General features: G+C 69.2%; 28 protein-coding genes, 1 tRNA gene and 2 pseudogenes. 12 read left to right on the top strand and 19 right to left on the bottom strand.

What is annotated here, in order from left to right; translation table 11 throughout:
* The 4 genes from KME77_RS26145 to KME77_RS26130 form a co-directional block, all read right to left on the bottom strand.
* On the bottom strand, positions 1 to 466 hold a 466-nt coding region (locus tag KME77_RS26145; protein ID WP_219471594.1), incomplete at its 3' end, for a nitrate- and nitrite sensing domain-containing protein.
* 56 nt (positions 467 to 522) lie between these two features.
* On the bottom strand, positions 523 to 1,188 hold the full coding sequence (locus KME77_RS26140) for a DUF998 domain-containing protein (protein ID WP_219471593.1): 666 nt from the start codon (positions 1,186 to 1,188) through the stop codon (positions 523 to 525).
* 413 nt (positions 1,189 to 1,601) lie between these two features.
* A complete protein-coding gene (locus KME77_RS26135) occupies positions 1,602 to 1,790 on the bottom strand; it encodes a hypothetical protein (protein WP_219471592.1) in 189 nt (62 codons plus the stop codon).
* 59 nt (positions 1,791 to 1,849) lie between these two features.
* Complete coding sequence (locus KME77_RS26130; RefSeq protein WP_219471591.1) at positions 1,850 to 2,299, bottom strand: MarR family winged helix-turn-helix transcriptional regulator; 450 nt, start codon at positions 2,297 to 2,299, stop codon at positions 1,850 to 1,852.
* A gap of 61 nt (positions 2,300 to 2,360) precedes the next feature.
* On the opposite strand from KME77_RS26130, the gene KME77_RS26125 reads away from it, so the two are divergent.
* Together KME77_RS26125 and KME77_RS26120 are read left to right on the top strand one after the other, a co-directional pair.
* Positions 2,361 to 2,870, top strand: coding sequence for a VOC family protein (locus KME77_RS26125; RefSeq protein WP_219471590.1), 510 nt, complete (start codon positions 2,361 to 2,363; stop codon positions 2,868 to 2,870).
* Between the two features lie 69 nt (positions 2,871 to 2,939).
* Complete coding sequence (locus KME77_RS26120; RefSeq protein WP_219471589.1) at positions 2,940 to 3,203, top strand: hypothetical protein; 264 nt, start codon at positions 2,940 to 2,942, stop codon at positions 3,201 to 3,203.
* 21 nt (positions 3,204 to 3,224) lie between these two features.
* Here KME77_RS26120 and KME77_RS26115 read toward each other — a convergent pair whose 3' ends face one another.
* Positions 3,225 to 4,364 carry a hypothetical protein gene (locus KME77_RS26115; protein ID WP_219471588.1) on the bottom strand — a complete coding sequence of 380 codons (1,140 nt, stop codon included), beginning with the start codon at positions 4,362 to 4,364 and terminating at the stop codon, positions 3,225 to 3,227.
* A 108-nt stretch (positions 4,365 to 4,472) separates the two neighbouring features.
* Here KME77_RS26115 and KME77_RS26110 point away from each other — a divergent pair, with 108 nt between their 5' ends.
* Positions 4,473 to 5,657, top strand: coding sequence for a CoA transferase (locus KME77_RS26110; RefSeq protein WP_308250906.1), 1,185 nt, complete (start codon positions 4,473 to 4,475; stop codon positions 5,655 to 5,657).
* Here the strand turns inward: KME77_RS26110 and KME77_RS26105 are convergent, their stop codons facing one another.
* The 7 genes from KME77_RS26105 to KME77_RS26075 form a co-directional block, all read right to left on the bottom strand.
* Positions 5,658 to 6,440: an SDR family NAD(P)-dependent oxidoreductase gene (locus KME77_RS26105; RefSeq protein WP_219471587.1), complete on the bottom strand. Its 783-nt coding sequence runs from the start codon at positions 6,438 to 6,440 to the stop codon at positions 5,658 to 5,660. It abuts the gene before it with no gap.
* 38 nt (positions 6,441 to 6,478) lie between these two features.
* Positions 6,479 to 6,919 (bottom strand): DUF8820 family protein, encoded by a 441-nt coding sequence (locus KME77_RS26100; RefSeq protein WP_219471586.1) that lies wholly within the window; start codon positions 6,917 to 6,919, stop codon positions 6,479 to 6,481.
* Positions 6,920 to 6,947: 28 nt separating this feature from the next.
* A complete protein-coding gene (locus KME77_RS26095) occupies positions 6,948 to 8,021 on the bottom strand; it encodes a DUF6745 domain-containing protein (protein WP_219471585.1) in 1,074 nt (357 codons plus the stop codon).
* A gap of 53 nt (positions 8,022 to 8,074) precedes the next feature.
* Positions 8,075 to 8,824 carry a glycosyl hydrolase 2 galactose-binding domain-containing protein gene (locus tag KME77_RS26090; protein WP_219471584.1) on the bottom strand — a complete coding sequence of 250 codons (750 nt, stop codon included), beginning with the start codon at positions 8,822 to 8,824 and terminating at the stop codon, positions 8,075 to 8,077.
* Between the two features lie 112 nt (positions 8,825 to 8,936).
* Entirely contained in the window at positions 8,937 to 10,556 is a 1,620-nt protein-coding gene (locus KME77_RS26085; RefSeq protein ID WP_219471583.1) for a GMC oxidoreductase, read from the bottom strand.
* Between the two features lie 10 nt (positions 10,557 to 10,566).
* Positions 10,567 to 11,094 (bottom strand): carboxymuconolactone decarboxylase family protein, encoded by a 528-nt coding sequence (locus KME77_RS26080; RefSeq protein WP_219471582.1) that lies wholly within the window; start codon positions 11,092 to 11,094, stop codon positions 10,567 to 10,569.
* A gap of 47 nt (positions 11,095 to 11,141) precedes the next feature.
* A complete protein-coding gene (locus KME77_RS26075; RefSeq protein ID WP_219471581.1) occupies positions 11,142 to 12,215 on the bottom strand; it encodes an NAD(P)H-dependent amine dehydrogenase family protein in 1,074 nt (357 codons plus the stop codon).
* A gap of 330 nt (positions 12,216 to 12,545) precedes the next feature.
* On the opposite strand from KME77_RS26075, the gene KME77_RS26070 reads away from it, so the two are divergent.
* Positions 12,546 to 14,744 (top strand): glycoside hydrolase family 6 protein, encoded by a 2,199-nt coding sequence (locus tag KME77_RS26070; protein WP_219471580.1) that lies wholly within the window; start codon positions 12,546 to 12,548, stop codon positions 14,742 to 14,744.
* Here the strand turns inward: KME77_RS26070 and KME77_RS26065 are convergent.
* A complete protein-coding gene (locus KME77_RS26065; RefSeq protein ID WP_219471579.1) occupies positions 14,741 to 16,180 on the bottom strand; it encodes an MFS transporter in 1,440 nt (479 codons plus the stop codon). The genes KME77_RS26070 and KME77_RS26065 overlap by 4 nt on opposite strands.
* Before the next feature lie 447 nt (positions 16,181 to 16,627).
* On the opposite strand from KME77_RS26065, the gene KME77_RS26060 reads away from it, so the two are divergent.
* From KME77_RS26060 to KME77_RS26050, 3 genes are read left to right on the top strand one after another with little or no spacing between them, the layout of a single operon-like run.
* Positions 16,628 to 17,500 carry a Rossmann-fold NAD(P)-binding domain-containing protein gene (locus tag KME77_RS26060; protein ID WP_219471578.1) on the top strand — a complete coding sequence of 291 codons (873 nt, stop codon included), beginning with the start codon at positions 16,628 to 16,630 and terminating at the stop codon, positions 17,498 to 17,500.
* A gap of 17 nt (positions 17,501 to 17,517) precedes the next feature.
* Positions 17,518 to 18,765 (top strand): glycosyltransferase family 2 protein, encoded by a 1,248-nt coding sequence (locus KME77_RS26055; RefSeq protein WP_219471577.1) that lies wholly within the window; start codon positions 17,518 to 17,520, stop codon positions 18,763 to 18,765.
* Between the two features lie 24 nt (positions 18,766 to 18,789).
* Positions 18,790 to 19,434, top strand: coding sequence for a hypothetical protein (locus KME77_RS26050; protein WP_219471576.1), 645 nt, complete (start codon positions 18,790 to 18,792; stop codon positions 19,432 to 19,434).
* A gap of 101 nt (positions 19,435 to 19,535) precedes the next feature.
* On the opposite strand, the gene KME77_RS29575 is transcribed toward KME77_RS26050, so the two are convergent.
* The 5 genes and pseudogenes from KME77_RS29575 to KME77_RS26030 form a co-directional block, all read right to left on the bottom strand.
* Positions 19,536 to 19,772 carry a hypothetical protein gene (locus KME77_RS29575; protein WP_246610760.1) on the bottom strand — a complete coding sequence of 79 codons (237 nt, stop codon included), beginning with the start codon at positions 19,770 to 19,772 and terminating at the stop codon, positions 19,536 to 19,538.
* A gap of 100 nt (positions 19,773 to 19,872) precedes the next feature.
* A pseudogene (locus KME77_RS30595) lies at positions 19,873 to 20,121 on the bottom strand (polysaccharide lyase family 7 protein); the annotation flags it as partial.
* A 3-nt stretch (positions 20,122 to 20,124) separates the two neighbouring features.
* Positions 20,125 to 20,289: a hypothetical protein gene (locus KME77_RS26040; protein ID WP_219471575.1), complete on the bottom strand. Its 165-nt coding sequence runs from the start codon at positions 20,287 to 20,289 to the stop codon at positions 20,125 to 20,127.
* Between the two features lie 164 nt (positions 20,290 to 20,453).
* A complete protein-coding gene (locus tag KME77_RS26035; protein WP_219471574.1) occupies positions 20,454 to 21,008 on the bottom strand; it encodes a hypothetical protein in 555 nt (184 codons plus the stop codon).
* 308 nt (positions 21,009 to 21,316) lie between these two features.
* Positions 21,317 to 21,389 (bottom strand) — tRNA-Arg (locus KME77_RS26030).
* 179 nt (positions 21,390 to 21,568) lie between these two features.
* On the opposite strand from KME77_RS26030, the gene KME77_RS26025 reads away from it, so the two are divergent.
* Positions 21,569 to 22,591, top strand: a complete 1,023-nt coding sequence (locus KME77_RS26025; protein WP_219471573.1) for a tyrosine-type recombinase/integrase — start codon at positions 21,569 to 21,571, stop codon at positions 22,589 to 22,591.
* Between the two features lie 798 nt (positions 22,592 to 23,389).
* Positions 23,390 to 23,821 carry a hypothetical protein gene (locus KME77_RS26020; RefSeq protein WP_219471572.1) on the top strand — a complete coding sequence of 144 codons (432 nt, stop codon included), beginning with the start codon at positions 23,390 to 23,392 and terminating at the stop codon, positions 23,819 to 23,821.
* On the opposite strand, the gene KME77_RS26015 is transcribed toward KME77_RS26020, so the two are convergent.
* On the bottom strand, positions 23,818 to 24,348 hold the full coding sequence (locus tag KME77_RS26015) for a hypothetical protein (protein WP_219471571.1): 531 nt from the start codon (positions 24,346 to 24,348) through the stop codon (positions 23,818 to 23,820). The genes KME77_RS26020 and KME77_RS26015 overlap by 4 nt on opposite strands.
* Positions 24,349 to 24,496: 148 nt before the next feature.
* Between KME77_RS26015 and KME77_RS26010 the strand changes: the two genes are divergently transcribed.
* The 3 genes and pseudogenes from KME77_RS26010 to KME77_RS30590 all read left to right on the top strand — a co-directional run.
* Positions 24,497 to 24,730: a helix-turn-helix domain-containing protein gene (locus tag KME77_RS26010; protein ID WP_219471570.1), complete on the top strand. Its 234-nt coding sequence runs from the start codon at positions 24,497 to 24,499 to the stop codon at positions 24,728 to 24,730.
* Positions 24,717 to 25,013, top strand: coding sequence for a hypothetical protein (locus tag KME77_RS26005; RefSeq protein ID WP_219471569.1), 297 nt, complete (start codon positions 24,717 to 24,719; stop codon positions 25,011 to 25,013). The genes KME77_RS26010 and KME77_RS26005 overlap by 14 nt, the downstream gene beginning before the upstream one ends.
* A 41-nt stretch (positions 25,014 to 25,054) precedes the next feature.
* A pseudogene (locus KME77_RS30590) lies at positions 25,055 to 25,163 on the top strand (MerR family DNA-binding transcriptional regulator); the annotation flags it as partial.

Genomic DNA, 25,163 nt, shown 5'->3' with positions numbered 1-25,163 from the left:
GCGCGGCGTCGGCGACCCCCGAGTACTCGGTGATCAGGCTGGTGGGCGTCAGCGCCCTGGAGTCGACCTGCCGCCGGATCTCCGGCAGCTTGTCGGCCGCGGCCAGGAGGTTCCTGAGCCGGGACTCCATCTCGTCGGTGAGCACGCGCCGGCTGTCGGCCGACCAGCCGTTGGTCACCAGGCGCTGCTTGACCTCGTCCACCTTGCCGCGGGCGGCGGCCAGCGCGGCGGGGTCGGGGGCGGTGCCGGCGACCACCTCGGCGGAGACCAGGCGTTCCTGCTGGATGGAGTAGACGAGGAAGTCGGCGTGCGTGATCACGCCGGTCCACATGTTGTTGACCTTCAGAATGTTGAGCGCCTCACCGGAGGTGATGCTCACCGCGAAACCCCAGAGGCCGACCAGAGAAACCAGTGGCAGGATCAGCAGCGTCGAGATCTTGAATCTGATGGATCTGCCAGATGCCATGACGCCCGCTCCCGGATAGAAGATCGCGGGAGAGAATAGCACCAAATCTACTGGTTCTAAGATCGACTGGCCAGAAATCTGTGATATGTCGCAATTTCAACCGGCTTACCGATGGCCCGTCCCCATGCCAGCCGAACCAGCCAGCCCGCGAGCACCGCCAGCAACGCGACCTCCGCGCCGAGCAGCAGCCGCTCCACGAGACCGATCATCACCCCGCCGCCGGGCAGCGCCACGTACGTGATCGCCAGCAGCCCCAGACCACCGGCCAGAGCCACCCACTCGACGGTCCGCGCGATCGGCTTCCACGCCTCGTCGGCCGCCAGCCTGGGCACCAGCAGGGCCGCCGCGGCGGGCAGGCTGACGAACGCGGCCACGGACACGTACCGGTGGATCTGCGCCGTCAGCGTCAGGTCGTCGCCGAGAGGGGTGGTCGGGATGACCGCGGCCACGATCAACGCCCCCGACCAGAGCATCAGCAGCTTCTCCGGCATGCCGCGCACCGGGGCGTCGGCCGCCTTGAGCGCCAGGGTGAGGACGAGCGAACCGAGGCCCAGCACCGCCATCGCGATCTCCGTGACGCCCCCGCGGTCGGACACGGCGTACTCGCTGACGGTCATGTTCAGGGGGTCGAGGGAGGCGTCGAGCTGCCCCACGACGACGCCGACCACCGCGAACACGATCGCGCCGCAGGCGATGAGCGGATAGAGCCTTCTTGCGGTCATGCGCCCCACTCTCCCGCCGCGCGGGGCATCCAAACATCCGGAGCCACCCCTGATCCGACCCCGATCCCGTCTCAGGGTTCCCTGGGGGGCCGTTCTACCTGCACAACAGGACGATCTTGTACGGCCTTGCAGGGCCTTATACAGCACGCTTGGGCCAGGCGCCGATGCGTGCGAACTATGAGAACGGAGAGCGAGCCCTCCGGGCGTGTCCCGCTCGAGGAGACTCTGGCCGCCTTGGGCGGGCTCGGGCGGGACGCGCCCGGTGGCACCCCGGTGACCGTGAACCGGTCGGGTCGGGCATTTTGAGCTTATCCCCAGATCGAGCGTTCTAGCTGGTCAGCGGGGTCTTTCGGCGTGTCTCAGCCCCTTGCGCCCCTTTTGAAGCGCCCCGTGTGGTCCCTTCCGAGGCGTGCTCAGAGCCCCGAGGGGTCACGGCCGACGCTGATCTCCTCGGCGATCCGGCGGATCTCGGCCGTGTCGAGGCCAGGTGCCTTGGGCAACCGGCGCGCCAGCGCGTCCATCACCACGTGCACCGGCTGCCCGGCCAGCTCCCCCGCGATCCCGTGGACCGTCCTGAACAGCGCCTCATCCGCCTCGCGCATCCGCTCTCCTTGTTCGACTTCCCGGAGAACCCTAGGCCGCGGCGGCGACACATTTCGCGCTAGGGCTCCAGCGTGTCCCGCACCGCCGCGCAGATCTCGGCGAGATGTCCCACCTGCTCAGGGGTGAGCGCGTCGAACAGACTGCGCCGCACTTCCTCCACGTGGCCGGGCGCGGCGGCGGCCAGCGCGGCGAAGCCGTCGCCGGTGAGGACGGCGAAGTTGCCGCGCCGGTCGGAGTCGCAGCGCTGCCGGCGCACCCAGCCGCGCTCCTCCAGCCGCGCGACCGCGTGCGAGAGGCGGCTCTGCGAGCTCTGCGCCCTGGCGGCCAGCTCGCTCATCCGCATCGTGCGTTCAGGAGCCTCCGAGAGCGCCACCAGGATCATGTAGTACGTGTGCGGCATGCCCGCGTCGCGCTGGAGCTGGCGGTCGAGCGCCTCGTTCACGAGCTGGGTCGCCGCCAGGAAGCTTCGCCAGGTGCGCTGCTCTTCGTCGTCGAGCCATCGGGTCATGCTCCCATTTTAGTTGAACTCTCATATACTTATGGGTAGCCACCTCCGAAAGGGGTTCACCATGCCCGTCCAGCGGCTCAACCACGCGGTCCTGTACGTACGGGACGTCGAGCGCAGCGTCGCCTTCTACCAGGAGGCTCTGGGCTTCGAGGTCGTCATGGGGATGCAGGGGGCGGCGTTCCTGCAAGCTCCGGGCTCGTCCAACGACCACGACCTGGGCCTGTTCGAGATCGGCGTGCAGGCGGGCCGGTCGTCGGCGGGCCGCTCCACCGTCGGCCTGTACCACCTGGCGTGGGAGGTGGACACGCTGGAGGAGCTGGAGCGCATCGACGCCAAGCTGCGCGAGCTGGGCGCCCTGGTCGGCGCCTCCGACCACTCCACCACCAAGGCCCTGTACGCGCACGACCCCGACGGCCTGGAGTTCGAGGTGTCGTGGCTGGTGCCCGCCTCGCTGCTGACCGAGGACGTGCTCGCCGGGCGCAGCAGCATCCGCCCGCTCGACCTCGCGGCCGACAAGCAGCGGTACGGCGCGCGAACGCGTGGCGGTGTGGGCGTGTCCATCCCGGCCTGAAGCTGGAGTCCCTTTTCTCTGGGGATGTACCGTGGTGGTTATCCCACTCCCGCGCCTCGGAGGAGGGTCATGCCAAACGATCCTGACCATGTCCTCGACGCCATCGACGGCGTCGTCGACGAATGGGAGACGCTGAGCGCCGACGCCATGCGCTGGGCGCCTCCCGAGAGCAAGAGCGAAGACCTGCTGTACGAGGTGAGCGAGATCTTCGGCCCGCTGGCCGAAGCGCTCTCCCAGGCGTTCCGCCCGCTGGGCGACGCCGTCACCCGCGTGCTCGACAGCCTGGTCGACGACGGTGACGACAACAACGACGATCCCTGGAACGTCCCCTGAGCCGACCTGAGCCGGCCTGAGTCAGGTGCTCGGGCTCAGGTTGCTTGGGCTCAGGTGCTCGGCGATGGCGGCGGTGACGGGGATGACCGTGGGCAGCGGCTCCGCGGTGAAGTGGACCGGTTTGTGGGCGCGCAGCAGCAGCTCGCCGCTGCGTTCCCACCGGAAGCCGCGCTTGTTCAGCAGCCCGGCGAAGACCGCGCTCGCCTTGTCCGCATCGCGGCCGGCCAGGCGCAGCAGGGGCACGGGTGAGACGGCGTCGCCCCGGAGATAGGCGCTGACCAGCTCGCGGTAGGCGCTCCTGACGATCAGCCGGGGGTCGTCGAAGACCTCCTCCAGCATGCCGAAGTCGGCGTAGTAGCCGAGCCCCGCCTCCTCGTCGTAGATCAGCGCCACCGTCGCGGCGGCGCTCACGTGCTCCGGCGGCTCCAGCCTGCCCGGCTGCCGGTCGCCCCATTCCCCGCTTCCCAGCCTGCCGGCCTGGTAGGCCAGGTAGCCGCGGAGCCGGTCGCGCACCTCGGCGCCGCGCAGCACGACCAGGTCGGTGCCGAAGTAGCCGACGAAGCACCGGCGCTGCTCCGCCTGCAGCTCTCTGGCCTGGGTCAGCAGCACCGGATTGCGGAACACCCAGCCGGCGTGCGTCAGCGCGATGCGCGCGGCCAGGTCCACCAGCTCGCCGCGGGCCTCGGCCGGGTGCACGGCGGGCGTGCCGCTGATCAGCCAGTCGGGACCGATCGGGATCAGCCGGCCGACCACCTGCATCCTGGGCAGCAGCTCCGTGAACGCCTCCTCGCCCAAATTGGAGAAGGCCCGGTAGACCAGCTCGTCCACGTGGTTGAACAGCAGCACCGCCGCCCCGTCCACCGCACGCACCTCGAAGACGCCCTCCACGACGTCCTTCCAGCTCGTCAGCAGCTCGACGTCCGCCCTGCCCAGATCCGGGCGCTCGCGTACGAACCGGTCGATCACCGTGTCGCCGCCGGTCAGCGGCTCCTGATGGGCCAGGTAGTCGACCGGCAGGAACGCCTCGGCCTCGTCGCGGGGCGGCCCGCCGGCATGGAAGCGGCCGAGCACCGCGCTCAGCTCGCGCCCGAAGCGGCCGGAGGTGGCGTAGTGGATCAGGTCGGCCTTCAGCTCCACGGCCCGCGCCAGCATGATGCTCATCATCACTCCTCGTGTCCGGAGTGACACTAACCGTCCGTGGATGATCCGGGAGGCACTTCCACCGATCGGGGTCATCGCCGGTCCGGTCGCGTGATCTAGCCTGGTCCCGTGATCGAGGTGGCGCCCCTGACCGGTCTGCGGGTCATCGAGCTGTCCAGTTACGTCGCCGTGCCGCTCGGCGGAATGACCCTCGCCCAGCTCGGCGCCGACGTGATCCGCGTCGACCAGCGCGGCGGCGGCCCCGACCTGGGCCGATGGCCGCTGGCCCCGTCCGGCCGCAGCCTGTACTGGGCGGGGCTGAACAAGGGCAAGCGCTCGCTCACCGCCGACCTGCGCTCCCCCGAGGGCCGCGAGCTGGTCGCGGGCCTGATCGCCGCCGCCGGAACGGTGCTGACCAACGCCGCGCCACGCGAAGGACTGTCGTACGAGTCGCTGTCCGAACGGCGGCCCGACCTGGTGCACGCGCGGGTGTCCGGCCACCGCGACGGCCGCAACGCCGTGGACTACACGGTCAACGCCGCGCTCGGCTTCCCTCTCGCCACCGGCCCCGCCGGCCACGAGGGGCCGGTCAACCACGTGCTCCCCGCCTGGGACGTGGCCTGCGGCCTGTACCTGGCGACCGGGCTGCTGGCCGCCGACCGTCACCGGCTGCTCACCGGCCAGGGCCGGCGGCTGGAGATCGCGCTGAACGACGTGGCGCTGGCCGTCGCGGGCAACCTCGGCTACCTGGCCGAGGCGCAGCTCGGCAGCCCGCGCCCGCGGATCGGCAACGACTTCTTCGGCGACTTCGGCCGCGACTTCGCCACCGCCGACGGGCGGCGGGTCATGGTGGTGGTACTCACGTCCCGGCACTGGCGCGACCTGGTGGCCGCGACCGGGCTGGCCGAGGTGGTCGCCGCCCTCGAACGCGCCCTGAACGCCGACTTCCTGCGCGAGTCCGACCGCTACGCCTACCGCGAGACGCTGGGCGGGATCCTGGCGCCGTGGTTCGCCGCGCGTACGGTGGCCTCGCTCGACGGCGCGCTCGGCTCCGTGCTGTGGGCCCCGTACCGCGACTTCGGCGAGCTGGTCCGCGACGAGCTGCCCACCAGCCCGCTCATGGCCGAGCTCGACCAGCCCGGCATCGGCCCGCACCTCGCCCCGGGGCCGCCGCTGGTGTTCGGCGGCGCGCAGCTCCCGCCGCGCCCCGCGCCCGAGCTGGGGCAGCACACGGACGAGGTGCTGGGCGAGCTGCTGTCCCTGTCCTCGTCCGAGGTGGCCGGGCTGCGCGCGCGAGGAACAGTCGGCGAATGATCACACGGTCTTGAGCATGCCGCCGTCGATGGCGTACGTGGAGCCCACCGAGTAGGAGGCCCGCTCCGAGCACAGGAACACGATGAAGTCCGCCACCTCCTCCGGCGTCGCGAACCGCCGGATCGGCGCGTGCTCCCGCGCCACCTCGTCCAGATGTCCCTGCCAGTCGCCGCCGCTGCCGACGGTGAGCTGCTTGGCCGTCTTCACCCAGTCGGGGGTCAGGACGAGGCCCGCGTTGACGCAGTTCACCCGGATGTTGTCGGCGACGACCTCGGTGGAGAGCGTCTTGGAGAACATCATCAGCGCGGCTTTCGTCACGTTGTAGATGGGCTCGTACCAGAGCGGCTGGACGGCGCAGATCGACGCGTTGTGCAGGATGACCCCGCCTCCGCGCCGCCGCATCCCCGGCACGAGGCCGCGGGCCAGCCGCACCGCCGCCATGACGTGCAGGTCCCAGTACACCTGCCACTTCTCGTCCGGCGCCTCCATGATCGTCTCGTTCGACCCGGCACCGGCGTTGTTGATCAGGATGTCCGCGCCGCCGAACGCCTCCTCGGCCGCCGCCGCCAGCGCCGCGGCGCCCTCCACGGTGGCCACGTCACAGGCGACGGGCAGCACCCGTACGCCCTCGACCGCCGCCGCCTCCTTCTCCAGCCGGTCGGCGTCGCGCGCCCCCAGCACGAGGTGCACGCCCTCGGCGGCGAGCCCGCGCGCCACGGCCAGCCCGATGCCCGAGCTGCCTCCGGTGATGACCGCTACCTTGTCCCTCAGACCGAGTTCCACGACACCACCTTCACACAGCCCGGGCTCGGGCCGCTCGGTCAGTCCGCCACGAAGCGGACCTGGCGGGGGCCGTCGTGTTCGCGTTGGCGTCTGATCACGTACGTGCCCGGGACGCAGCCCGACGCCCCGTGTTCCGGGTGCAGCAGGTACGCGACCGCCGTCGCCGTGAAGGCGCCGATGGTCAGGCGCTGGTCGTCGGCGACGTCGGTGGTCCACAGGCAGGTGCCCGGGTCGGCGACCAGGGTGTGCGGGTTGCCGCCCGCCGCGCCGCGCAGCAGCTCGATGCCCTCGGCGGGCACCTTCCGCCAGAAGGCCCCGGGGCGGACGAGCACGGATCCGGTCAGGACAGGGAGGGGGACGACGATGAGGTCGCCCTGGGCCTGGAGGCCGTCGACGACGGGGATGGACGCCGCCTGCTCCAGGTGGTCGAGGACGGCGAGTCCGGTCCGCCGGGAGAGGGTGGCGAGGGTTACGGTCATGGTGATCACCTCAAGTCTGTGTGGAAGGTCAGGTTCGGCGTACGAGCTGGGCGTACTGGTGGGCCGACAGCCCGTACGTCCAGGCCGCGGCGGCGACGGGGTCGTCGAGGGAGCCGGGCACGGTCAGGCCGTAGCGGCGGCGCAGGCCGTCGCGTTCGACGGAGCCGTTGACGGCCAGGAGCACCCGGGTGCCCGCGCGCATGTCGAAGAGCCGCAGCTCGGAGCCGGGGTTGCCGGGGTCGGGGGCGGTGGCGACGAGCCGGAGGCCGGCCCGGTCGATGTAGGCGGGCCAGCCGACGTGCTCGATGGCGCAGCGTCTGACCTCGACGTTCGGCTCGCGGGTGATCCGGTCGACGTCCGGGTCGGTGATCACCCAAGGGGGTACGCGGGTGCCGTGCCAGGCGTACATGTCCCAGCCGTCGGCGTACCGCACGGCCGGTCCGTACGCGCAGTGCAGGCGGACCTCGCCGTCGTCGCCCCAGACCTCCGTGTGGAGGACGGACGGCCGTTCGGAGACGACGCAGACGCCCTCGCGGGGCCACCACCAGCCGCACGACCGGGCGACGGCCGCCCACAGGTCGAGCTGCCGGTTCTGTTCCTCGGAGAAGGTGACTCCGGTCGTCCGGCGCAGGGCGTCGTAGTGGGCGAGCCAGGAGACGCACTGCACCCCGTACCAGTTGCTTGCTTGCGGGTACGGCGTGTCGTGCGCCGCCCGGAGCGGCATGAGGAGCGCGCTGTTGACCGACCGGGAGAGCGACGCGCGGACCGTCCGGCGGATCGGCTGCTCCCAGCCCAGAGGGAACCGTCTGGCCAGGACGTCAAGGTCGAGGCAGAGCTTGGTGACGAGTGCGGACAACTGGCGTGGCACGGGCCATTGCGCCATCCGGTCGAGGGTCTCCCTGCCCGCACCCGGCGGGACCGTCACCAGCGCCTTGAGCGGCGAGGTGACCCAGTGGAAGCGTGGTGGGGCGAGCCCGATCAGGCGGTAGAGCCCGGAGATGGCCGCCTCTGCGGCCGGACGGTCGGCGGGCAGCGTCGAAAGCGCCGAGCCCAGCCATTCTTCGCGGATTGCTGCAGCGTCGCGCTGCGCGAGAACGCTCACCGGAGGAGGGTGGCGTCCGCCTTTCTCATGATCATGGTTGAAAGGGTGACAGATCAGCGCGGGAGTTGTCCAGTGGTGTTCCAGCCGTCGAGGAGGATCCGCTGGTCCCGCTCGGGGACGCCGTCCCAGTGGACGCGCAGGGTGCGCTCCTCGCCCGGCAGCAGGTCGATGGCGTTGTCGTCCCAGCGCGCCCAGCCCGCGTGGGTGGCGGGGCGGGCGGGAGGGTGAGGAGGTCGCGGAAGTCGGCGCCGGCAGTGAGCAGATACCGATTTGTCGTCGTTCCTGATCCGGTGTGGAGTGAGAGGGCCAGGAAGAACGGCTGCTCGTCCAGCTCGTCGCAGTGGATCTCGCCCACGGCCTGAGGGCGGCCGAGGGTGGTCGTGAAGCGCGCCGCGGTGATCTCCGTGCCGTCCAGGCGCAGGACACGGGCGGTGACCTCCGCCGGGCCCGTCGCGGCGTCCGTCAGGCCCGTCGATGCCGTCGAACTCCAGGAACGCCCGCCCCTCGCCCGTAAACCCGCCCGTGAGCCCGCCCGCGAGCCCGGCGGTGTGCAGGCGTGTGCGGTACACCCAGGTCCGCTGCGGCACCCACTCCGAGAGCATGCTCTGCCGGCCGACGTACGGGTCGGGCACCTCGCCGGCGGCCAGCAGGTCGGCGAGCACGCTGCCGGGGACCCGCGCGGGGATCCAGCCCAGGTCGTCCCGGCCGTCGCGGCGGTGGAGCTGGGCCCGGTGCAGCTGCCAGTCGTCGCCCAGATAGCCGCGCAGCCGCCAGCCCTCGCCGAGGATGGACACCGATGTCATGCGTTCACCCTGACCCCGTTTGTGGCATCGTTCCCACAGGACCCTACAAAGCTCCCGCAGGACCCCGCAAAAGGGGCAGGGCGCCCCCGGTGGCCGGGGGCGCCCCAGAGGGTCACAGGTCGGTGGCGATGATCTTCTCGATGTTGCGCTCGGCCAGCGCGGTGATCGTGACGAACGGGTTCACGCTGGTGTTGCCGGGGATCAGCGCGCCGTCGACGACGTACAGGCCCGGGTAGCCGGCGAGGCGGCCGTAGTTGTCGGTGGCCTTGTTCAGGACGGCGCCGCCGAGGGGGTGGTAGGTGAGGTGGTCGCCCCAGATCTTGTAGACGCCGAAGAGGTCCGTCCGGTAGATCGTCCCCTCCTTGGAGTTGATCTTGTCGAAGATCGTCTTGGCCATGTCGATGGACGGCTGCTTCCAGGCCGTCTGCCAGTTGAGGTCCACTTTGCCGGTGGAGGCGTTCCAGGAGAACTGGGCGCGGTTCGGGTTCTTGGTGATCGACAGGTAGAACGAGGCGAACGTCTCGATCCCCGTCGGCAGCGGCGCGACCTCGGCGAACGCGCCGCCGGCCGCCCAGTTGTCGATGCCGGCGCAGGGGATGGTCGACTGCTGGCTGCCGGTCGGGTCCCACAGGTGGTTCGCCCGGCCGCACATGACGTTGCCGTTGTCGCCCCAGCTCTTGCCGATCTCGCCGTTCAGGTTGGGCAGCGCGCCGGTGGCCTTCAGCTTGACCAGCAGCTTGCTGGTGCCGACGCTGCCGGCGGCGAAGAACACCCGGTCGGCGGTGACGGTCTTGGTGGTCGTGACGTCGCCCGTGGTGTTGAGCTGCTCGATGACGACGGTGTAGCGGCCGCCCGACGCGGGCGAGACCGTGGTGACGCGGTGCAGCGGCGAGATCGTCACCCTGCCGGTGGCCTTGGCCCTGGCGATGTACGTCCTCTGCAGGGACTTCTTGCCGAAGTTGTTGCCGTACAGGATCTCGCCGGCCAGCGCCGACTTGGTGGCGGTCCCGGCGGCCTCCTGCTGCATGTAGTTCCAGTCGTACACGTCGGGCACGAAGACGAACGGGAAGTTCGAGCGCTGGGCGTGCTTCCTGCCGACTCGGGAGAACTGGTACCAGGGGGTGGACTCGAACCAGGCCGGGTCGATGGTGCCGACCCCCAGCTCGGAGTTGGCGCGCGGGTAGAACGTGTTGTACATCTCGTCGGGGTTCACCGACGGCAGGACGGTGGCGAAGTTCTCCCGCTTGGGCGTGACCGCCATGCCGCCGTTGACCAGCGAGCCGCCGCCGACGCCCCGGCCCTGGTAGACGGTGATGCCGCCGAACTCCTCCGCGTCCAGGACGCCGGTGTACTTGGGGATGTCCCGGTCGATCGGGAAGCCGAGGAAGTAGTTGAGCGGGGCCTTGGTCCTGGTGCGCAGCCAGTAGGAGCGGTTGTCCGGCGCGGTCGTGGTGCAGAAGATCTTGCCGTCGGAGCCCGGGGTGTCCCAGGCCATGCCCATCTCGATCATGTGCACGTCCACGCCCGCCTGGGCCAGACGCAGGGCGGCGACGGAGCCGCCGTACCCGGTGCCGATGATCAGGGCCGCCACCTGGGCCCCGTTGGCGATCGGCCCGGCCGCCCTGGCCGCCTGGGCCGGGGTGGTGTGGCCCGCGAGCGCGGCCGCTCCGACGGCACCGGCGATGAATCCACGACGCGAGATACCTGAGAAGCCAGTGTTGTTGTCGCTCATGTACTGTTCCTCACCCTGGGTGATTGTCTGCTCGCGCCTTTGGACGGGTGGAGGGCGATGGACCACTGGGCAGTTTGCACACGGTGTCCAGGCCGAGCACGTGGTTCAGCCGGCCGAACGCCAGCCAGGACCCGATGCTCATGCTCAGCTCCACGATCTCCAGTTGGGTGTAGTGCGCGGTCATCCGTGCCCAGAACTCGTCGTCGAGGCCGTGGTGGTCCAGGGCGTACCGTTCGGCGTACTCGGCGGCCAGCCTTGTGCGGTCGTCGAAGGCGCCGGTCGTGCGCCAGTTGGTCACTGCCTCGTCGAAGTCGTCCTCGACCTTCTGCCCGTCTCGCTCCGTGCGCCAGTCCAGGCAGAAGGCGCATCCGTTGATCTGGGCGATCCGCAACCGCGCGGCCTCGAACTCACGGAGCCCGAGGGTCGTGTGGGCGTACACCGACAGGGAGAAATGCGAGGCGGCGATCCCGATTCCGGGGACCATCTCACCCCATACGTACTCGATCGCGTCCTTTCCCTCGGGGATATCGATGTGCATGGCTGTTTCCTCTGCTGTTTGTGGGTTCTCACCCGGCTTCAGGCCTGTTACTTGCGGCCGAGCTTGCCCACCGCCGGGCGCAACGGGACGTCGAGCGCGTCGTACAGGCCGGGATCGGCGTCCACCAGCCAATCGATGGCGCCCACCAGGCGGCCGACGGCGGTGGCGTTCCCGCCCGCCGCCCGGTTGCCGCCCTCGTCGGCGGCCTCGACGGTGACCTCGATGCGCGGGCGGCCCTCGATGACCACCCGGTGCGCCCCCTCGCCGTCGGGCGGCGCGGGCCAGTCCGGCGCGCAGGACGGGTGGATGCGCGTGACGTGCTCGATGACGATGCGGGGCTCGCCCTCGATGACGCCCTGCACCTCGAAGCGCAGCGCGCCCTGCGTCCCGGCCTCGAACTCGCCCATCCTCGTGGTGGTCACGGTGGCGTCGAGCGCGCGCCGCTCGTGGGTCTCGCGGATCTCGTCGATCTGGACGCCGAGCGCCCTGGCCATCAGGCGGATCTGCCCGCCCCACACCATGGTCGGGATCGTCGGGGCGATCATCGGCGGCTCGTAGTCCATCGGCTGGCCCATGCCGACCAGGTAGCGGACCGTGTCCGGCTGGTCGTAGGTGGTGTAGTCGAAGATCTCCTGGCAGCGGATCACGTCGATGGTCCCGGCGAGGCCGCTGACCAGCAGCGGCAGCACGTCGTTGCCCCAGCCCGGGTCGACGCCGGAGACGAACAGCGAGCCGCCGCCCTCCGCGACCGCCGCCAGCACCGCCTCGCGCATCTCGGGCGGGGCGTTGAGTTGGTCGTAGAGCGCGTACAGCGACGGGGTGACGACCACGGCCCCGGCCCGGATCGCCCTGACGATGTCGGCGAGGGCGTCATCGGGCCTTATGTCGCCGGACGCGGCGTACACCACGGCCTGTGGACGGGCGGCCAGCACCGCGTCGACGTCGGCGGTGGCGGTGATGCCCAGGTCGGACCCGAGGCCGGCGAGCGCGCCCGCGTCGCTGCCGACCTTCTCGGGATTGTTGACCAGCACCGCGGTGAGTTCGAGTGCCGGGTGCGCATCGACGGCGCGGATGGCCGCACGGCCGACGTTGCCGGTGCCCCAGACGATCGTGGAGAGCATGCTCGGAGAGTAGCAAGCGCTTGGTTTGGTGCCTAGCTCTGATCCGCGAGTAATCCCAGGTCTTTCAATCGCCGTAGGCGTCCCGTGGGCGTCTCGTGGGCGTTGGCCATGCACCGCGGCCATGATGGCCCACTCGGGACGGGCTTGTCGTCGGGCACTCGGAGGTGGACCGCGACGAGCACGTGCCGGCCGCCCCGCCACCTTTCGGGCCGTACCTCTTTTTCGGCGCTTTGTCCCTTTTGGTGAACCCGTCCGCCGTTTCGGCCGTACCTTCCCTTGACTGTCTGCGGCCGCATTTCCGAAACAGACAAACTTGTGGATGGGCAGGCGATGGCGCACGGCACCACACACGGCGACCCCGCGACAGGGACAACCGGCGGCGACCCCCGGCGGGTGGGCAGCCATCGCATCATCCGCCGGCTCGGCGCCGGCGGCATGGGCATCGTCTACCTCGCGGAGAGCCGGTCGCGGGAACTGGTCGCGATCAAGGTCATCCACCGGCACCTGGCCGACGACCCGGAGTTCCGCAGGCGGTTCCGCCGCGAGGTCACGACCATGCGGCGGGTGGCCCGCTTCTCCACGGCCCCCGTGATCGAGGCCGATTTGGACGGCGACACGGCGTACGTGGTGACCGAGTACGTGCCGGGGCCGACCCTGTTCCGCGCGGTCGTGGAGCGGGGCCCGATGTCCGGCTCGGAGCTCGAAGGGCTCGCCATGAGCACCGCGGTCGCGCTGGGGGCGATCCACGCGGCGGGCGTCGTGCACCGCGACCTCAAGCCGTCGAACGTGCTGCTGTCCCCCGTCGGCCCCAAGGTCATCGACTTCGGCCTCGCCTTCCACGCCGATTCGACCACCCTGTCCGTCACCCGGATGGGGACACCCGCGTACATGTCACCGGAACAGGTGCGCGGAATGGGGATCACCCCGGCCTCCGACGTCTTCGCCTGGGGCGGCGTCATGGTCTTCGCGGCCTGCGGGCGTCCACCGTTCGGGACGGGGGCGGGGCACGAGGTGCTGTACCGGGTGGTGCACGACGAGCCCGCGCTGCCGCCGCTGGAAGGGTTGCTGGGCGAGCTGGTGCCGCGGGCGCTGAGCAAGGATCCGGCGGCGCGGCCCACGGCGGTGGAGCTGGCGGACGCGCTGGCGGGGGGTGCGACGGTACGCCTCTCGCCCGCCTTCGTCCCGGCCCAGCCCGTCCGATCCGGGCCACCCGTCCGCCCTCAGCCTGTTCGGACCGAGCAGCCCGCTCGATCGGGGGGCGCACCGCCGGGCGAGGTCGCCGCGGCCGGTGGGGGCGGGCGGCGCCGCCGGACCGCTCCGCGGCGATGGGCGACGGCGGGCGCGGCGCTCGTCCTGCTGGTGACCGGCGCCGTCCTCGCCCTCCAGCCCTCCCACCTCCCCACGCCGCCACGCACCCCCTCCGCCGCCCCGGCGAACACCCCCGCGACGACGACGAAGTGGCGCGAACTCCCCGGCTCGAACCCCCTCCGCGCCGACGGCGTCCGCTTCTACCCACAGCCCGACACCGAGGCGGCCCGCCAGGCACAGACCTGGTCAGCCCAGGGCAGAGCAGCCGACGCCGCCCTCATGCGAGCCCTGTCCGCGATCCCCCAGGCCATCTGGCTCGCCGACGCCTCCCCCGCCGACATCTCCCGTACGGTCCGCGAGGCGGCCACCCGGGCGGACCAGCAGCGGACCGTCCCCGTGTTCGTCACCGACCACGTCCCCGGCCGTGACTGCTGGAACGGCGGCGCCCCGGACGCCGACGCCTACCGGGCCTGGATCAACGCCGTCGCCGAGGGCATCGGCAGCCGCCCCGCGGTCGTCGCCCTGGAGCCCAGCTCCCTGGCCCGCCTGCCGGGCAGCGCGGACTGTCCCCAGGGCGGGGAGGGCGCCGCCGCCCAGCGCTACAGCGACCTCTCGCACGCGGTGGAGACCCTCACCAACCTGCCCCGCACCGCCGTGTACCTCGACGGGGGCCTGGCCGGGTGGCCGGTGTTCACGCAGGTCGCCGACCGGTTGGTCAACGCGAACGCGATCCGCGCCGACGGCTTCTACGTCAACGCCGTCGGCTACCGCCCGACCCCGGCGTCCCTCACGTACGCCTCGAAGCTGTCGCGCTGCGTCTACCTGAGGGCTGCCTCCCGTACGGCCTCGTGCGCCGACGCCGCCCTCGCCGCGATCCCCGCCGACGCGCCCGGCCTGCCGCACTTCGTCATCGACACGAGCCGGAACGGCAGGGGCGAGTGGCAGCCCCCGTCCGGCCGCTACCCGTCCCCCGACGAGTGGTGCAACCCACCCGGCAGAGGCGCGGGCCCGCGGCCGACCTCCAGCACCACGAGTCCCCTGGCCGACGCGCTGCTGTGGCTCAACAGCCCGGGCTTCTCCAACGGCCGCTGCACCCGTGGCACCCCTGGGCCGGACGACCCGGCGTACGGCATCGTCACCCCGGCGTCCGGCCAGTGGTGGCCCGACCAGGCCCTCGAACGGGCCCGCAACGCGCTGCCCCCATTGGCGGGATCCGGCTAAGGCAGTTCGCGCAACGAACGGAGCGGCGAAAGGGCCGCGATTCCCGTTCCGGCAAGCATCAAAGCGCTGCCGGCCATCAGCGTTCCTTGCAGGCTGAGCATTGTTGCCAGCATTCCGCCGAGCAACGCGCCGAGAGGCTGCATGCCGTATATGAGAAATCGCCACGTCGCGTTGGCCCGCGAAAGCAGTTCGGGCGCGATCAGCGCCTGCCGGAAGGTCTGCTGGTTCACCCCGAAAAGCGATGGCCCGACCCCGTACAGAATCTGCCCGGCGACAAGTACGGCGAGCACCCACACAAAATGCCGGGGCCGGTCCGCCATGGCGATCGTGACACCGGAGACGGACGAGAGGAACATGCCCGCGATGAACGTCGGCCCCGGCCCCAGCCGACGTGTGATCGGCGACGCGAGAGCGGCGCCCAGGATGCCGGCCGCTCCGCCCACGGCGATGACCACGCCGATCAGACCAGAGGAAAGGCCGAGGTCACGGACCAGATAGAGCACCATGACGACGGCTTGCAGCTGCCCGGCCAGCGCGCCGACGGTGGCCGCGACGGTCACCGCCCTGATGATGTCGTGACCGAGGACCGCGCGCGTTCCCTCAAGAACGTCCCGCCAAAGACGCCGTTCCCGAGGCGGTGCCGAGACCGCCCCGGAATCGCGAATCCGCGCCTTCCAGATTCCGGCGGCCAAGAAAGAGAGCGCGTCGACGAACAGGGCCGCCGGCCCGCCCAGCAATGCGACGATCATTCCGCCGGACGCCGAACCGGTCGTCGCCACGGTGGCATTGCTCAGCATGAGCACGCTGTTGGCCGGCAGCAACTGCCGCCGTGGGACAAGTCTGGGAATGAACGACTGGGCCGCCACACTCTCGAAAAGACCGCCGACGCCGACAGCCGCTGCCACGACGTACAACTGCCACATTCGCAGCCATCCGGCCATGGCCAGAACGGGAATCGCCGCCAGCAGCGGAACCCGTACGAGATCGGCGATCACCAACACCCTTCTGTACGGCATGCGATCCACCCACACCCCGGCGGGCAGTCCCAGAACCAGGTGCGGCAGCAGGGTGGCCGCACCCAGGTACCCCATCTGGGCAGGTGAGGCGTGCAGTTGCACCACCGCCGTGAGCGGCAGCGCCACCGTGGTGACGCTCGACCCGAGCAGCGATATCGAGTTGCCGGTGAAGAGCCTGCGAAAGTCATGGTGCCGGGCGAGAACCGACCGTAAACCGGGCGGACCGCCGTGCTCGTGCCCACTCACCGATGCCACCACCGCCTGGGTCCGCCGTTCGCCGTGACCGTTCGGCAAGAAAATACGCGAGACGGCATCTTGTCCGCAGGGCCGGCTCAGCCCGAGATCGTTTTCCCAGCAGTTCGTCCACCCTGAGAACTGGGAGATTTCCCGGAATCCGTAACCGCGCTCGAATGAAAGCATTCACCGGAGTAACGACCGCGGCGATGCACTTGTCGCCTTACCTGCTGATTCGCCGTACACCTTCCGACAGCGGGACACGATTGCCACGCGTTAGTTTCGAGCACGCAAAGGCAAGTTTGTCCTCCGGGCTGGAGGGGGCGCGAGACTCGGTTGTCCCGCGGGTGATCACGTGCAATATCTCCCTTCACCAGCTCGGTCTGCTGTTTCATGAACTGATGCCGTGCCGGTGTGGAAGGCGATTAAGATCGGAACGGCCATCACGGTGAATGGCGTATTCCGTCACCGCCGGCCGACTCTCTCCACGCCAAGCCAATAATTTCATGAAAAGCGGCCGTACCAGATGGAAGATGGAAAAGTGGCTTATGGCGAATATTCTGGTTGTCGGAGCAGGAGTGGCGGGCGCCGCCGTCGGCCACGGTTTCGGCCGGCACGAGCACAGGATCACCTTTGTCGATCCTGACGCCCGAGGCCCGTCGGCGGGTGGGCACGCTCGGTTTCGTGGCCGTGGAGCCCGACGAGATCAGTCTGGTGGAGACCGACGTCGTTCTTGTCGCGGTGAGCGCTCCGACCGGCGAGCAGGGAGTGGACACCAGTTGCCTGCGGGCGGCCACGCGGACCCTCGGCGAAGCTCTCATGCGCGACTTCCGTACGAGATATCCGGTGATCGTCTATCGGTGCACGGTGCCGCCGGGCATGACCAGGACCCTCACCAGGCTGCTCGAAGCGGTGTCGGGGCTGCGGGCCGGGGTGCATTTCGGGGTCGCCTACAGCCCCGAGTACCTGCGCGCCGCGACCGCCTGCGAGGACTTCCTCCGCCCTGACGTGACGACGGTCGGGGTGATCGGCGACGACGAGCGCGCCTGGCGGATCGTACGGGACCTGTACCAGCGCTTCTCCTGCCCACTGGTACGGGTCAGCCCCGAAGGCGCGGAGTTCCAGAAGTACGTGCACAACCTGTTCAACGCGGTCAAGATCTCCTTCTTCAACGAGATGCGGACGACCACAGCCCATCTGGGCATCCGCGAAGTGGACGACCTGTTCCGGATCGCCGCCCGCAGCGCCGAGGGCATGCGCGACCCGCTGCACGGCATCGCCGACCTCGGCCCGTACGGCGGAAGCTGCCTGCCCAAGGACGCCGCGGCCTGGCTGCTGGAGATGAGGCGGCGCTTGATCGCGTCACCGATGGTCGCCGCGGCGCAGACCGTCAACCACCAGGCCATCAGCCGTCAGACCATCAGCCCTCAGGCCATCAGCGGTCAGGCCGACAGCCGCCAGGTCATCAACCGTCAAGCGGGCCAGTGCCAGGTGCGGAGTCGCTGATGCGGACCGCCGAGTGGATGGCATACGCACAGTGGACATGTCTGGTGTTCTTCTCCATCCCGCTCGTCGAACTCATGCTCATGGTCATCGGATATGTCTGCATGCGAGGCGGTTACCAGTACGAGCCCGGCAGGTTCAAGCGGCTGGTCATCCAGATCACGACGGTGGGCAAGGAGCCCGATCTGGTGCGCGAGACCGTCGCCGCCATCCGGGCCTACGAGCTGACCATGCCGTACGAGATCTGGGTCGTGCTCGAACCCGGGCACGACGAGTTCTATCCGCTGGCCGACCGGGTCATCCCCGTGCCGTCCTGGTTCCGGTGCAAGGCGGTCGACAAGGCGCGGGCGCTGGAGTTCTCCAGGCTGATCCGGGCCCGGCTGGGCTGGAACACCGCCGAGACCAAGATCCTCTTCGTGGACGACGACACGCTGCCGACCAGGGCGTACGTCACCAAGGCCTACGGCGGCGACTATGACCTGTGCCAGGGCGTGACGGTGGTCAACCGGCACTATGCGACACGCCCTTGGACGCACTTCCTGCTGTCGCACCTGGACAACATCCGGGCCCGCAACTGCACGATCTACTGCAGTTGCACACAGGGCATCACCGGCAAACCCCTCTTCGTGCACGGGGAGGGCCTGTGCGTCACCGGCCTGGTCGAGGACGTCATCACCTGGAACCACCCGATCATCGCCTCCGACGACCTGGTCTTCGGCACGAACGCCGCCCACGCGGGCTTCAGCTGGGGCTACTTCCACGAGTACATCCAGTTGGTCTCGCCGTGGAGCCTGATGGACTACTGGAAGCAGCGCAAGCGCTGGACGTGGGGCAACTTCACGGCGATCCGCAGACGGGACATCCTGCCGCTGTCGGTGGCGATCCCGAAGGCCGTCAAGTACGGCATGGGGGTGCTGTCGATCTGCGCGTCCGGGGTGGGCGGGGTACTGCTCGCGATGGGCGTCACCAAGGTGCCGCCCCAGGCGCACACGGTCTTCTGGACGTCGTTCACCGCCTGGTTCGCCTCCTACGGGCTGATGGGATGGATCAACTCGGGCGGCGAGGCCAACCGGCAACGCTTCTCCGGCCGCGGCCGGGTGATGAGCGCGCGAGCGCGTTTCCTGGCCTTCCGGCTCACGCAGACGCTGGTGGCGGTCGTGCTGTGCGTGCCGGCCTCGGTCATGCCCGCCGTCGTCATCGTGGGCAGCGCGCTGAGCGGCAAGCCCAAACGCTTCGTCACCATCGCCAAGACCTGCCCACGCGTCTGACGCGAACCTTCGAAAGGTACTCCCATGCCCGCTGCCCGTGATCTCGCCGATCTACGCTGTCGGCCGGTCCGCCGCTCGCTCGGCGGCGTATTCGTGCTGCTCATGGTGTTGCTGGGGGCGGGGTTCACGCTGTCCCTCGGCACAGCGTGGGTGCGTCCGGACCTGGGCCACGTACGGACCATCACCCCACGCACCGACGAATCGGTCACCGAGCCGCTCCTGCTCGCCGGCCCCGCCACCGCCGGCCCCCTCACCCTCATCCAGCCCACCGCCTTCGGCCCCCTCACCCGCACCCGGCCCACCGCCTCCGAGCCCCTCACACACACCCGGCCCGCCACCTCCAAGCCCCCCGTTCGCACCCGGCCCACCGCCTCCGAGCCCGACGGCCACACGGCCGTGAGTGGCGACGGGGGGCAGTGGCGGACCGACGTCCTGCGCCGGCTGTGGAGCTTCCTCGCCGTCATCTTCGTCAGCGGCTCCGCGGCCATCGTCGTGACCTCGCGCCACAGACTGCTGCGCACGTTGTCCGCCAGGACAGCACGTGAGCGCAATTCAGCCATGCGTACGCGGCTGCGCAAGATCGACATGGGGCGAAGGAATCCTGCCCTGGGATGCCATCGGCGATACGGCGCCCCGGGCAAGCGACTGAGCCGCCTGGTAGGGCCTTAGCAGCCGCCCGTTCCCAAGCGACCCAGCTCCCCGGCGAGCTCCCGCCCCCACGCTGTTCATGCCTGTCGTCCGCGCACAGGAGCCCTGAACAGAGCCCGCCCTCAGGCCCGGTGGGTGACCCGCAGATCGTGAATGATCGACTGACCGAAGTTGCTGGTGCTGCACGGCGCCGACAGGGCGCAGTTGGCGAGGGTGTACATGGCCGCCTTGAAGTACGCGCCGGTGAAGTTCCTGTTGATCGTCACCTGGAGCACGTTGTTGTAGTACGCCTTGATCTGCCCGTCCTCCACCACGAACTTGGCCTCGAACGGCGTGCCCAGCCTGTAGTTGGACGTCACCAACTTGAACTGACTCTGGGTTCCGTTGGTGAAGAAGAGGTTGCTGCCCTCCAGCCGGAAGGCCGCGATCTCGTCGGCCGCGTCGTGGGATCTGCCCCGTCATCACCTGGTCCTTGTCGGCGGGCAGGTGCGTGATGGTCTGCCTGATGACCATGGTGTGGGTGCCGAAGGTGGACGACCAGGCGGCCTTGGCGGTGCCGTTCATCTCACGCAGCTCTGACCGGGGGTAGTACGAGCCCTGCGTGACACCGTTGACCGGGGCGCGGAACTGCACGCCGTCACACCCCGGCGCGACCTGGAAGTAGGGCGGAAGCGCGTAGGTGTCGAGAGCGGGCTGTTTCGTCTCCAGCGGCTACGGTCCCGGCTGCGCCGGGTCGTCGACGGGCAGGGCCACCTTCCAGTTGTGCAGGTCGAGGACGTCGGCGGGGTAGCGGCACGGACCGACGGCGGCGTGCGCGACGGGAACACCCGTCGTCATGGGCGCGACGATCAGAAGGAGAGCGATGCTGACTTTCATGGCAATGTCCCTTTTCGTGTGAAGGCACGGCCCGCCAGCTACATTCAGCGATCATAACCTTACTGTCGGTGACATTGCCTCGAAGGTTGCCGCAATCCACGCAGCTCGCCCCACTCACCTGCCCACGGCGCGTCCCACCCCCAACTGACTCCGGACGGCCTTTGCTACCACCTCTCCTCAGGGATGCGGTAGAAGGGCCGGCTCGAAGTGAACCAGTCCCGATCGAGAAAACGTCCAGTGATCCGACCCGCCACGCACATCATGAGGTGCAGATCTCTCTTGAGGTTCCTGGTGTCGCCGAGCGCCAGCCCTCTCGTGTACGGCAGATATTCCGGCGACTCCATCACCCCGCCCTCGCGATACGGCGGGGTGATATCGCCGACCTGTCGTCCATCCTCGTAGAGACGTACCGGATCAAGCTTCCCCAGTTCCTCACAGCAGAAGATCTCGAACACGCGTCGCGGTCCGAGACCAAGAACGGCTGGATGGCCCGGATAAAGGCCGAAAGCCAGAATGTGCGTCCAGCCGGGCGCGTGCGGGCCCATCCAGACGTCGGCCTTCCCCCATTGTCCCTCGTACATACCCAGGGCCGTTTCCAGGTCGCACTGCCGGCGCGAGTCCGGATCCACCCGGAGCAGCCGGGACAGTTCGTTCAGGTCGTCACTCTCGACCCAGAGGCCATGAAACCCGTTCTGCAGCCCGTGTCCGTGCTCCAGCAACAGGTCCCACTGATTCCGCGCGGGTCTGGAGCGGTGGCCCATCGATGACCTCACACTTCGAACGCCGCCGGCACTACACCACTACGGCCGCCCACTGACCCGTGGTACCGGTCGCCTTCCACCCTTCACCTGCTGCGACATCCCCACCTGTCAGGGAAAGCGCGGGGACGTGGCCAGCCAGGACACGCTCCGGCAGAGCCGAGTTGCCACGACCTCATGCAGACGACGAGACGGGCGTTGCTGCAACCGGTCCTCGAAAACGACTCAGGGAGCCCCTTGTGGTCAAGGAACTCCCTGATCAGACTGTGCGCGGCCGGAGGTACTCGAAACCCCAACCTTCTGATCCGTAGTCAGATGCTCTATCCATTGAGCTACGGCCGCATGTTGTACGTGCCCTGACCTGCCGGTTCGGGCAACGGGGTCTAGATTACCAGAGTCGTACAGTGCTCACTCACCATCTAACCGTTGCCCGAACGTGGCGAGATGAAGCATGATGAAGCAATGCGAAGCACAACCATCGCGCACGCCGTAGCCGACAGGTGAAGAAGGTGGCTGCGCGCATGTCGGACAACGTCATCCATTTGGACACCCGCACCCCCCGCAGGAGGGCCCCGAAATCGTACGCGTCGCAGGCGATCGCCATTCCTCGCGGCGCAGACCTGACCCTGTGCCTGGAGTCGTGGACGCTGTCCCTAGAATCGGCGCACAAGGCGGTTAAGACGATCCGCTCCTACACCGACACGGCGAAATCGTTCATCGCCTACCTGCGCGGAAACAGCCTTCCCTGCGACGCTGAGCGTGTTACCGCCGAACATGTGCGGGCGTTCATCGTCTACGAGCGGAACCGCACCTCCCCGGCGTCCGCCGACACCGCATTCCGCAACCTGCGGGTCTGGTTCAACTGGCTGCGCGCGGAAGGCGAGCGCACGACCGGCTCGCCGGTGCTGGCCGGCGACCGGCCGAAGGTGCCGCGCAAGGTGCGCCGCTACCTGTCCGACGGCGAACAGCGCCAGCTGCTGGCGACCGCGGCCGGCAAGGACTTCGAAGACCGGCGCGACACGGCGCTGATCCGCATCCTTGGCGATTCGGGGCCGCGCCGCACCGGGCTCATGAACGTCCGCTACACCCCACGCGACCCGGCCACGAACGATGTCGACCTGAAAGGCCGGCGGCTGCGGATCGTGCTCAAGGGCGGCGACGAGCACTGGCTGCCGTTGGGGGCGAAGGCGGCCGCCGCTCTGGACCGGTATCTGCGGGCCCGTAGCGGCCACAGGAAGGCCGCAGAGTCGCCGTGGCTATGGCTGGGGGTGACCGGGCGCGGTGTCGGCCACATGACCGACTCAGGGCTTTACCAGATGCTGGAGAGGCGGGCCGGCACGGCAGGGATCGCAGGGAAGGTGACGCCGCACATGTTCCGCGGCACCGCGGCGCACGAGCTGCTGCGGGCGGGGGCGTCCGACGGCGACGTCCAGCAGATCATGGGGTGGCGGACGCGGGAGATGGTCGCCCACTACACGGGAGAGCTGGCCGCCGAGCGGGCGCGGGAAACCCACGCCCGCCTGTCGCCGGGGGACCGCATCTGAGGCTGTGACGGATCCGATGACGGATCCGTCACAGCCTCGAAACCGGTCCTGGCCTGCGGGGATTCACAACAAATCCGCAAGATCATGACGGATGACAGTTTCCGTCGCGTTGACGCCTACACGTGTGCGTGCGCGCGCGTATACGTGCGCGCGCAATCAGGGGAACGGGAGCAAAACTGTCATCCGTCATGATCTTGGCGTTTGTGAGCGCGTTTCCGCTGGTGGGAATACGTTTCCTGGCTGTGACGGATCCGTCATCGGGCGAGGCATGCCGGTTGTGGCGGGTGCGGTTTCTTTCACCTGAGGTGAGGTATCTACCTTGTCGGGGTGGATTATTTACTACTGTCCGAATTAAGGGGTGACTGTGGGCTGTCAAGACGCTACGATGCGGGTTCGAATGGAGCTAAAGCCCTGGTAGGCCCTCAGCACCCGCACGGCGGAGGGGGACAACACCTCGCTAGGGCGGTAGTCCCCTTCCTGCCGTGCGGGGCGATGCACGGGGGACGATCTCGGTCGTGCGAGTTCGAGCCCGTGCAATCCCTGCCACTACCCGCCAATTCCGGCACCTATCCGGCAGGCCACCTTGTGCTTGCCTGCCGTTCACCCGGCAGAGCCGAAAAGCCCGCATTCGTGGGCCTTTTCGCGCGCTTGGGGACGTTGACGGCCATGTCCTCTTTGTCAAGACGGCCGCCCTGTGTCTTCAAAGATGGACAAAGGAGACGTACAGTCGGTCAGCCGCCCTAGCAATCGGCAACCGGCCCGACAGCGCCGTCGGGTCGATGGGGGAAGGAACTGCGTTTGTCCCGACGACACACCTCCATCCCGGCCGCGGCCGCCGGAACGCTCCTGCTGTGGGGGGCGACGGTCGCAACAGCGGTAAACCCAGCGTTGGGAACCGACAGGCTGCACGAGACGCTCAGGTTCGCGTCGCTGGCAGCCGTGTTCGTCACCCTCGCACTGATCGGCATCAACCACATCAACACTCAAGGGGATCGCGTCGAGGCGGCCGTCAAAGCTCAGGCGGACCGTGTCGAGGCAGCCGTCAAGACGCAGGCGGACCGTGTGGGGGCAGAGTTGGACAACGCCGTCCTGCAGGCTGCTGACGAGCTGCACGCCGCGTTCGACCGGACGGGCAAGATTTTGCGCCAGGACCGTCAGGCGATCGTCGCGGTGCGGACGCTGACGGCCGAGCTGCGGGCCGCGAAGATCGAGGCGGGGGATCGGAACTAGGTCGGCTTTTGATGGTTGGCGAGGAACTCCACCGTGAAGAACGGGTCCTCAGAGGTGTTAACGACCTGCTGTTCTTCCTGGTGGAGTTCAAGCTCCTCCACGCCGGCCAGCTCGGTGACGACGAGAATGTCGCCGAGGGTGCGGCCGGCCTCGTCGGCGATGCGGCGCAGCAGGTCGAGCTGCTGCTCGACGATCTGGCGTTTGATGTGCTTGGCCTGGATGACGATGTGGCGGCCGTCGCGGATGACGACGACGTCCATGTTGGGGGTTTCGCCGGCGAGGCCGGCCAGGCGCATCGCCTCATCGATGTCGATGCCGATCACGTCGGCGATCTTTTTCACGGTGCGGGCGATGGGCGGGGACGCTTGGGTGGTGAGCCGGTCGTAGGTGACGCGGCCGATTCCGAGCGTCTTGGCCCACTGTTGTTTGCCTGCTCCGGCGGCGACGCGGGCGCGTTCGGCGGCGAGCCAGAGCGGCAGGCCCGGGGGTCCGGCGGGTGACTGCCCATGGTTCGTCATGTACCGCATTGAACCATGGTGCTTCATAACCCGCCTAGTAAAGGGCTGTAAACCCTTACTGCTCCGACACGCTCCCTAATGCTCCGTATTGCATCATCCTGTTCCCGCGTGTACCGTCTTGCTTCGTAAAGCTTCAAAGACGTTCACGCGAGGTCCCATGAAGTCGAAGCTGCTGACCATCGCCGAGGTGTGCGCCCGCCTCGGCATCCACCGCTCCACGCTGCGCCGCCTCCGCAAGGACGGCCACCTGGCCGGCACCAAAATGCACGCCTGCGGCGCCCCCTGCACCCAGCCCGACGCGTGCCCGGGCGGCCACTGGCTGTTCCCCGAGCAGCAGGTGCAGAACGCGCTCCAGCCGCACCCGGAGGGGGGCGGCGATGGCGGACGCTGAACGTCGCCGGCAGGCCGCCCTCATCGCGGTTCACACCTCGTGGGCCAAGACGCCTGACCGGCAGGCCCGGGTGAGGCCGGCCATCGAAGCGTCCCCCGTCCACCTCCCGTACTGGGAGGCGCGCATCCGGGCGACCGGTCTGGTGCGGGAGGAGGACATCCCGGCCGCGGCCGTCAACGCGCGCGCCGCCGAGATGCGCCGCCGCGCCGCCAAGTCGGCCGAAACCCGCCGCCGGAATCGGGCGGCCAAGCAGGAGGCCGCCCGCCAGGCAGCCGCCTCATAACCCCCAGGAAGGAGAACTTCCCCGTGTCCGAGAACGATGTGATGTTGTCGCGCGGCGAGGTGGCGCGGCAGGCGGGCGTCGACCCGCTCACCGTCACCAGGTGGGCGCGCGCCGGCCAATTGACCGCCGCCCGCACCGCCGGGGGGCCCC

Source organism: Nonomuraea rhizosphaerae, from assembly GCF_019396405.1.
GTDB lineage: Bacteria > Actinomycetota > Actinomycetes > Streptosporangiales > Streptosporangiaceae > Nonomuraea > Nonomuraea rhizosphaerae.
The sequence above is the reverse complement of the archived record's forward strand: the minus strand, read 5'-3'. Positions and strand labels throughout refer to the sequence as shown.

Bases quoted from the DNA above. Each gene is read 5' to 3' on its own strand.
- KME77_RS26055 (WP_219471577.1), top strand. From the start codon at position 17,518: ATGGCATACGCACAGTGGACATGTCTGGTGTTCTTCTCCATCCCGCTC.
- KME77_RS26005 (WP_219471569.1), top strand. From the start codon at position 24,717: ATGGCGGACGCTGAACGTCGCCGGCAGGCCGCCCTCATCGCGGTTCAC.
- KME77_RS26015 (WP_219471571.1), bottom strand. From the start codon at position 24,348: ATGCGGTACATGACGAACCATGGGCAGTCACCCGCCGGACCCCCGGGC.
- KME77_RS26135 (WP_219471592.1), bottom strand. From the start codon at position 1,790: ATGCGCGAGGCGGATGAGGCGCTGTTCAGGACGGTCCACGGGATCGCG.
- KME77_RS26075 (WP_219471581.1), bottom strand. From the start codon at position 12,215: ATGCTCTCCACGATCGTCTGGGGCACCGGCAACGTCGGCCGTGCGGCC.
- KME77_RS26010 (WP_219471570.1), top strand. From the start codon at position 24,497: ATGAAGTCGAAGCTGCTGACCATCGCCGAGGTGTGCGCCCGCCTCGGC.
- KME77_RS26050 (WP_219471576.1), top strand. From the start codon at position 18,790: ATGCCCGCTGCCCGTGATCTCGCCGATCTACGCTGTCGGCCGGTCCGC.
- KME77_RS26025 (WP_219471573.1), top strand. From the start codon at position 21,569: ATGTCGGACAACGTCATCCATTTGGACACCCGCACCCCCCGCAGGAGG.
- KME77_RS26080 (WP_219471582.1), bottom strand. From the start codon at position 11,094: ATGCACATCGATATCCCCGAGGGAAAGGACGCGATCGAGTACGTATGG.
- KME77_RS26120 (WP_219471589.1), top strand. From the start codon at position 2,940: ATGCCAAACGATCCTGACCATGTCCTCGACGCCATCGACGGCGTCGTC.
- KME77_RS26090 (WP_219471584.1), bottom strand. From the start codon at position 8,824: ATGACATCGGTGTCCATCCTCGGCGAGGGCTGGCGGCTGCGCGGCTAT.
- KME77_RS26140 (WP_219471593.1), bottom strand. From the start codon at position 1,188: ATGACCGCAAGAAGGCTCTATCCGCTCATCGCCTGCGGCGCGATCGTG.
- KME77_RS26085 (WP_219471583.1), bottom strand. From the start codon at position 10,556: ATGAGCGACAACAACACTGGCTTCTCAGGTATCTCGCGTCGTGGATTC.
- KME77_RS26115 (WP_219471588.1), bottom strand. From the start codon at position 4,364: ATGAGCATCATGCTGGCGCGGGCCGTGGAGCTGAAGGCCGACCTGATC.
- KME77_RS26125 (WP_219471590.1), top strand. From the start codon at position 2,361: ATGCCCGTCCAGCGGCTCAACCACGCGGTCCTGTACGTACGGGACGTC.
- KME77_RS26130 (WP_219471591.1), bottom strand. From the start codon at position 2,299: ATGACCCGATGGCTCGACGACGAAGAGCAGCGCACCTGGCGAAGCTTC.
- KME77_RS26100 (WP_219471586.1), bottom strand. From the start codon at position 6,919: ATGACCGTAACCCTCGCCACCCTCTCCCGGCGGACCGGACTCGCCGTC.
- KME77_RS26040 (WP_219471575.1), bottom strand. From the start codon at position 20,289: ATGAAAGTCAGCATCGCTCTCCTTCTGATCGTCGCGCCCATGACGACG.
- KME77_RS26070 (WP_219471580.1), top strand. From the start codon at position 12,546: ATGGCGCACGGCACCACACACGGCGACCCCGCGACAGGGACAACCGGC.
- KME77_RS26065 (WP_219471579.1), bottom strand. From the start codon at position 16,180: ATGCTTTCATTCGAGCGCGGTTACGGATTCCGGGAAATCTCCCAGTTC.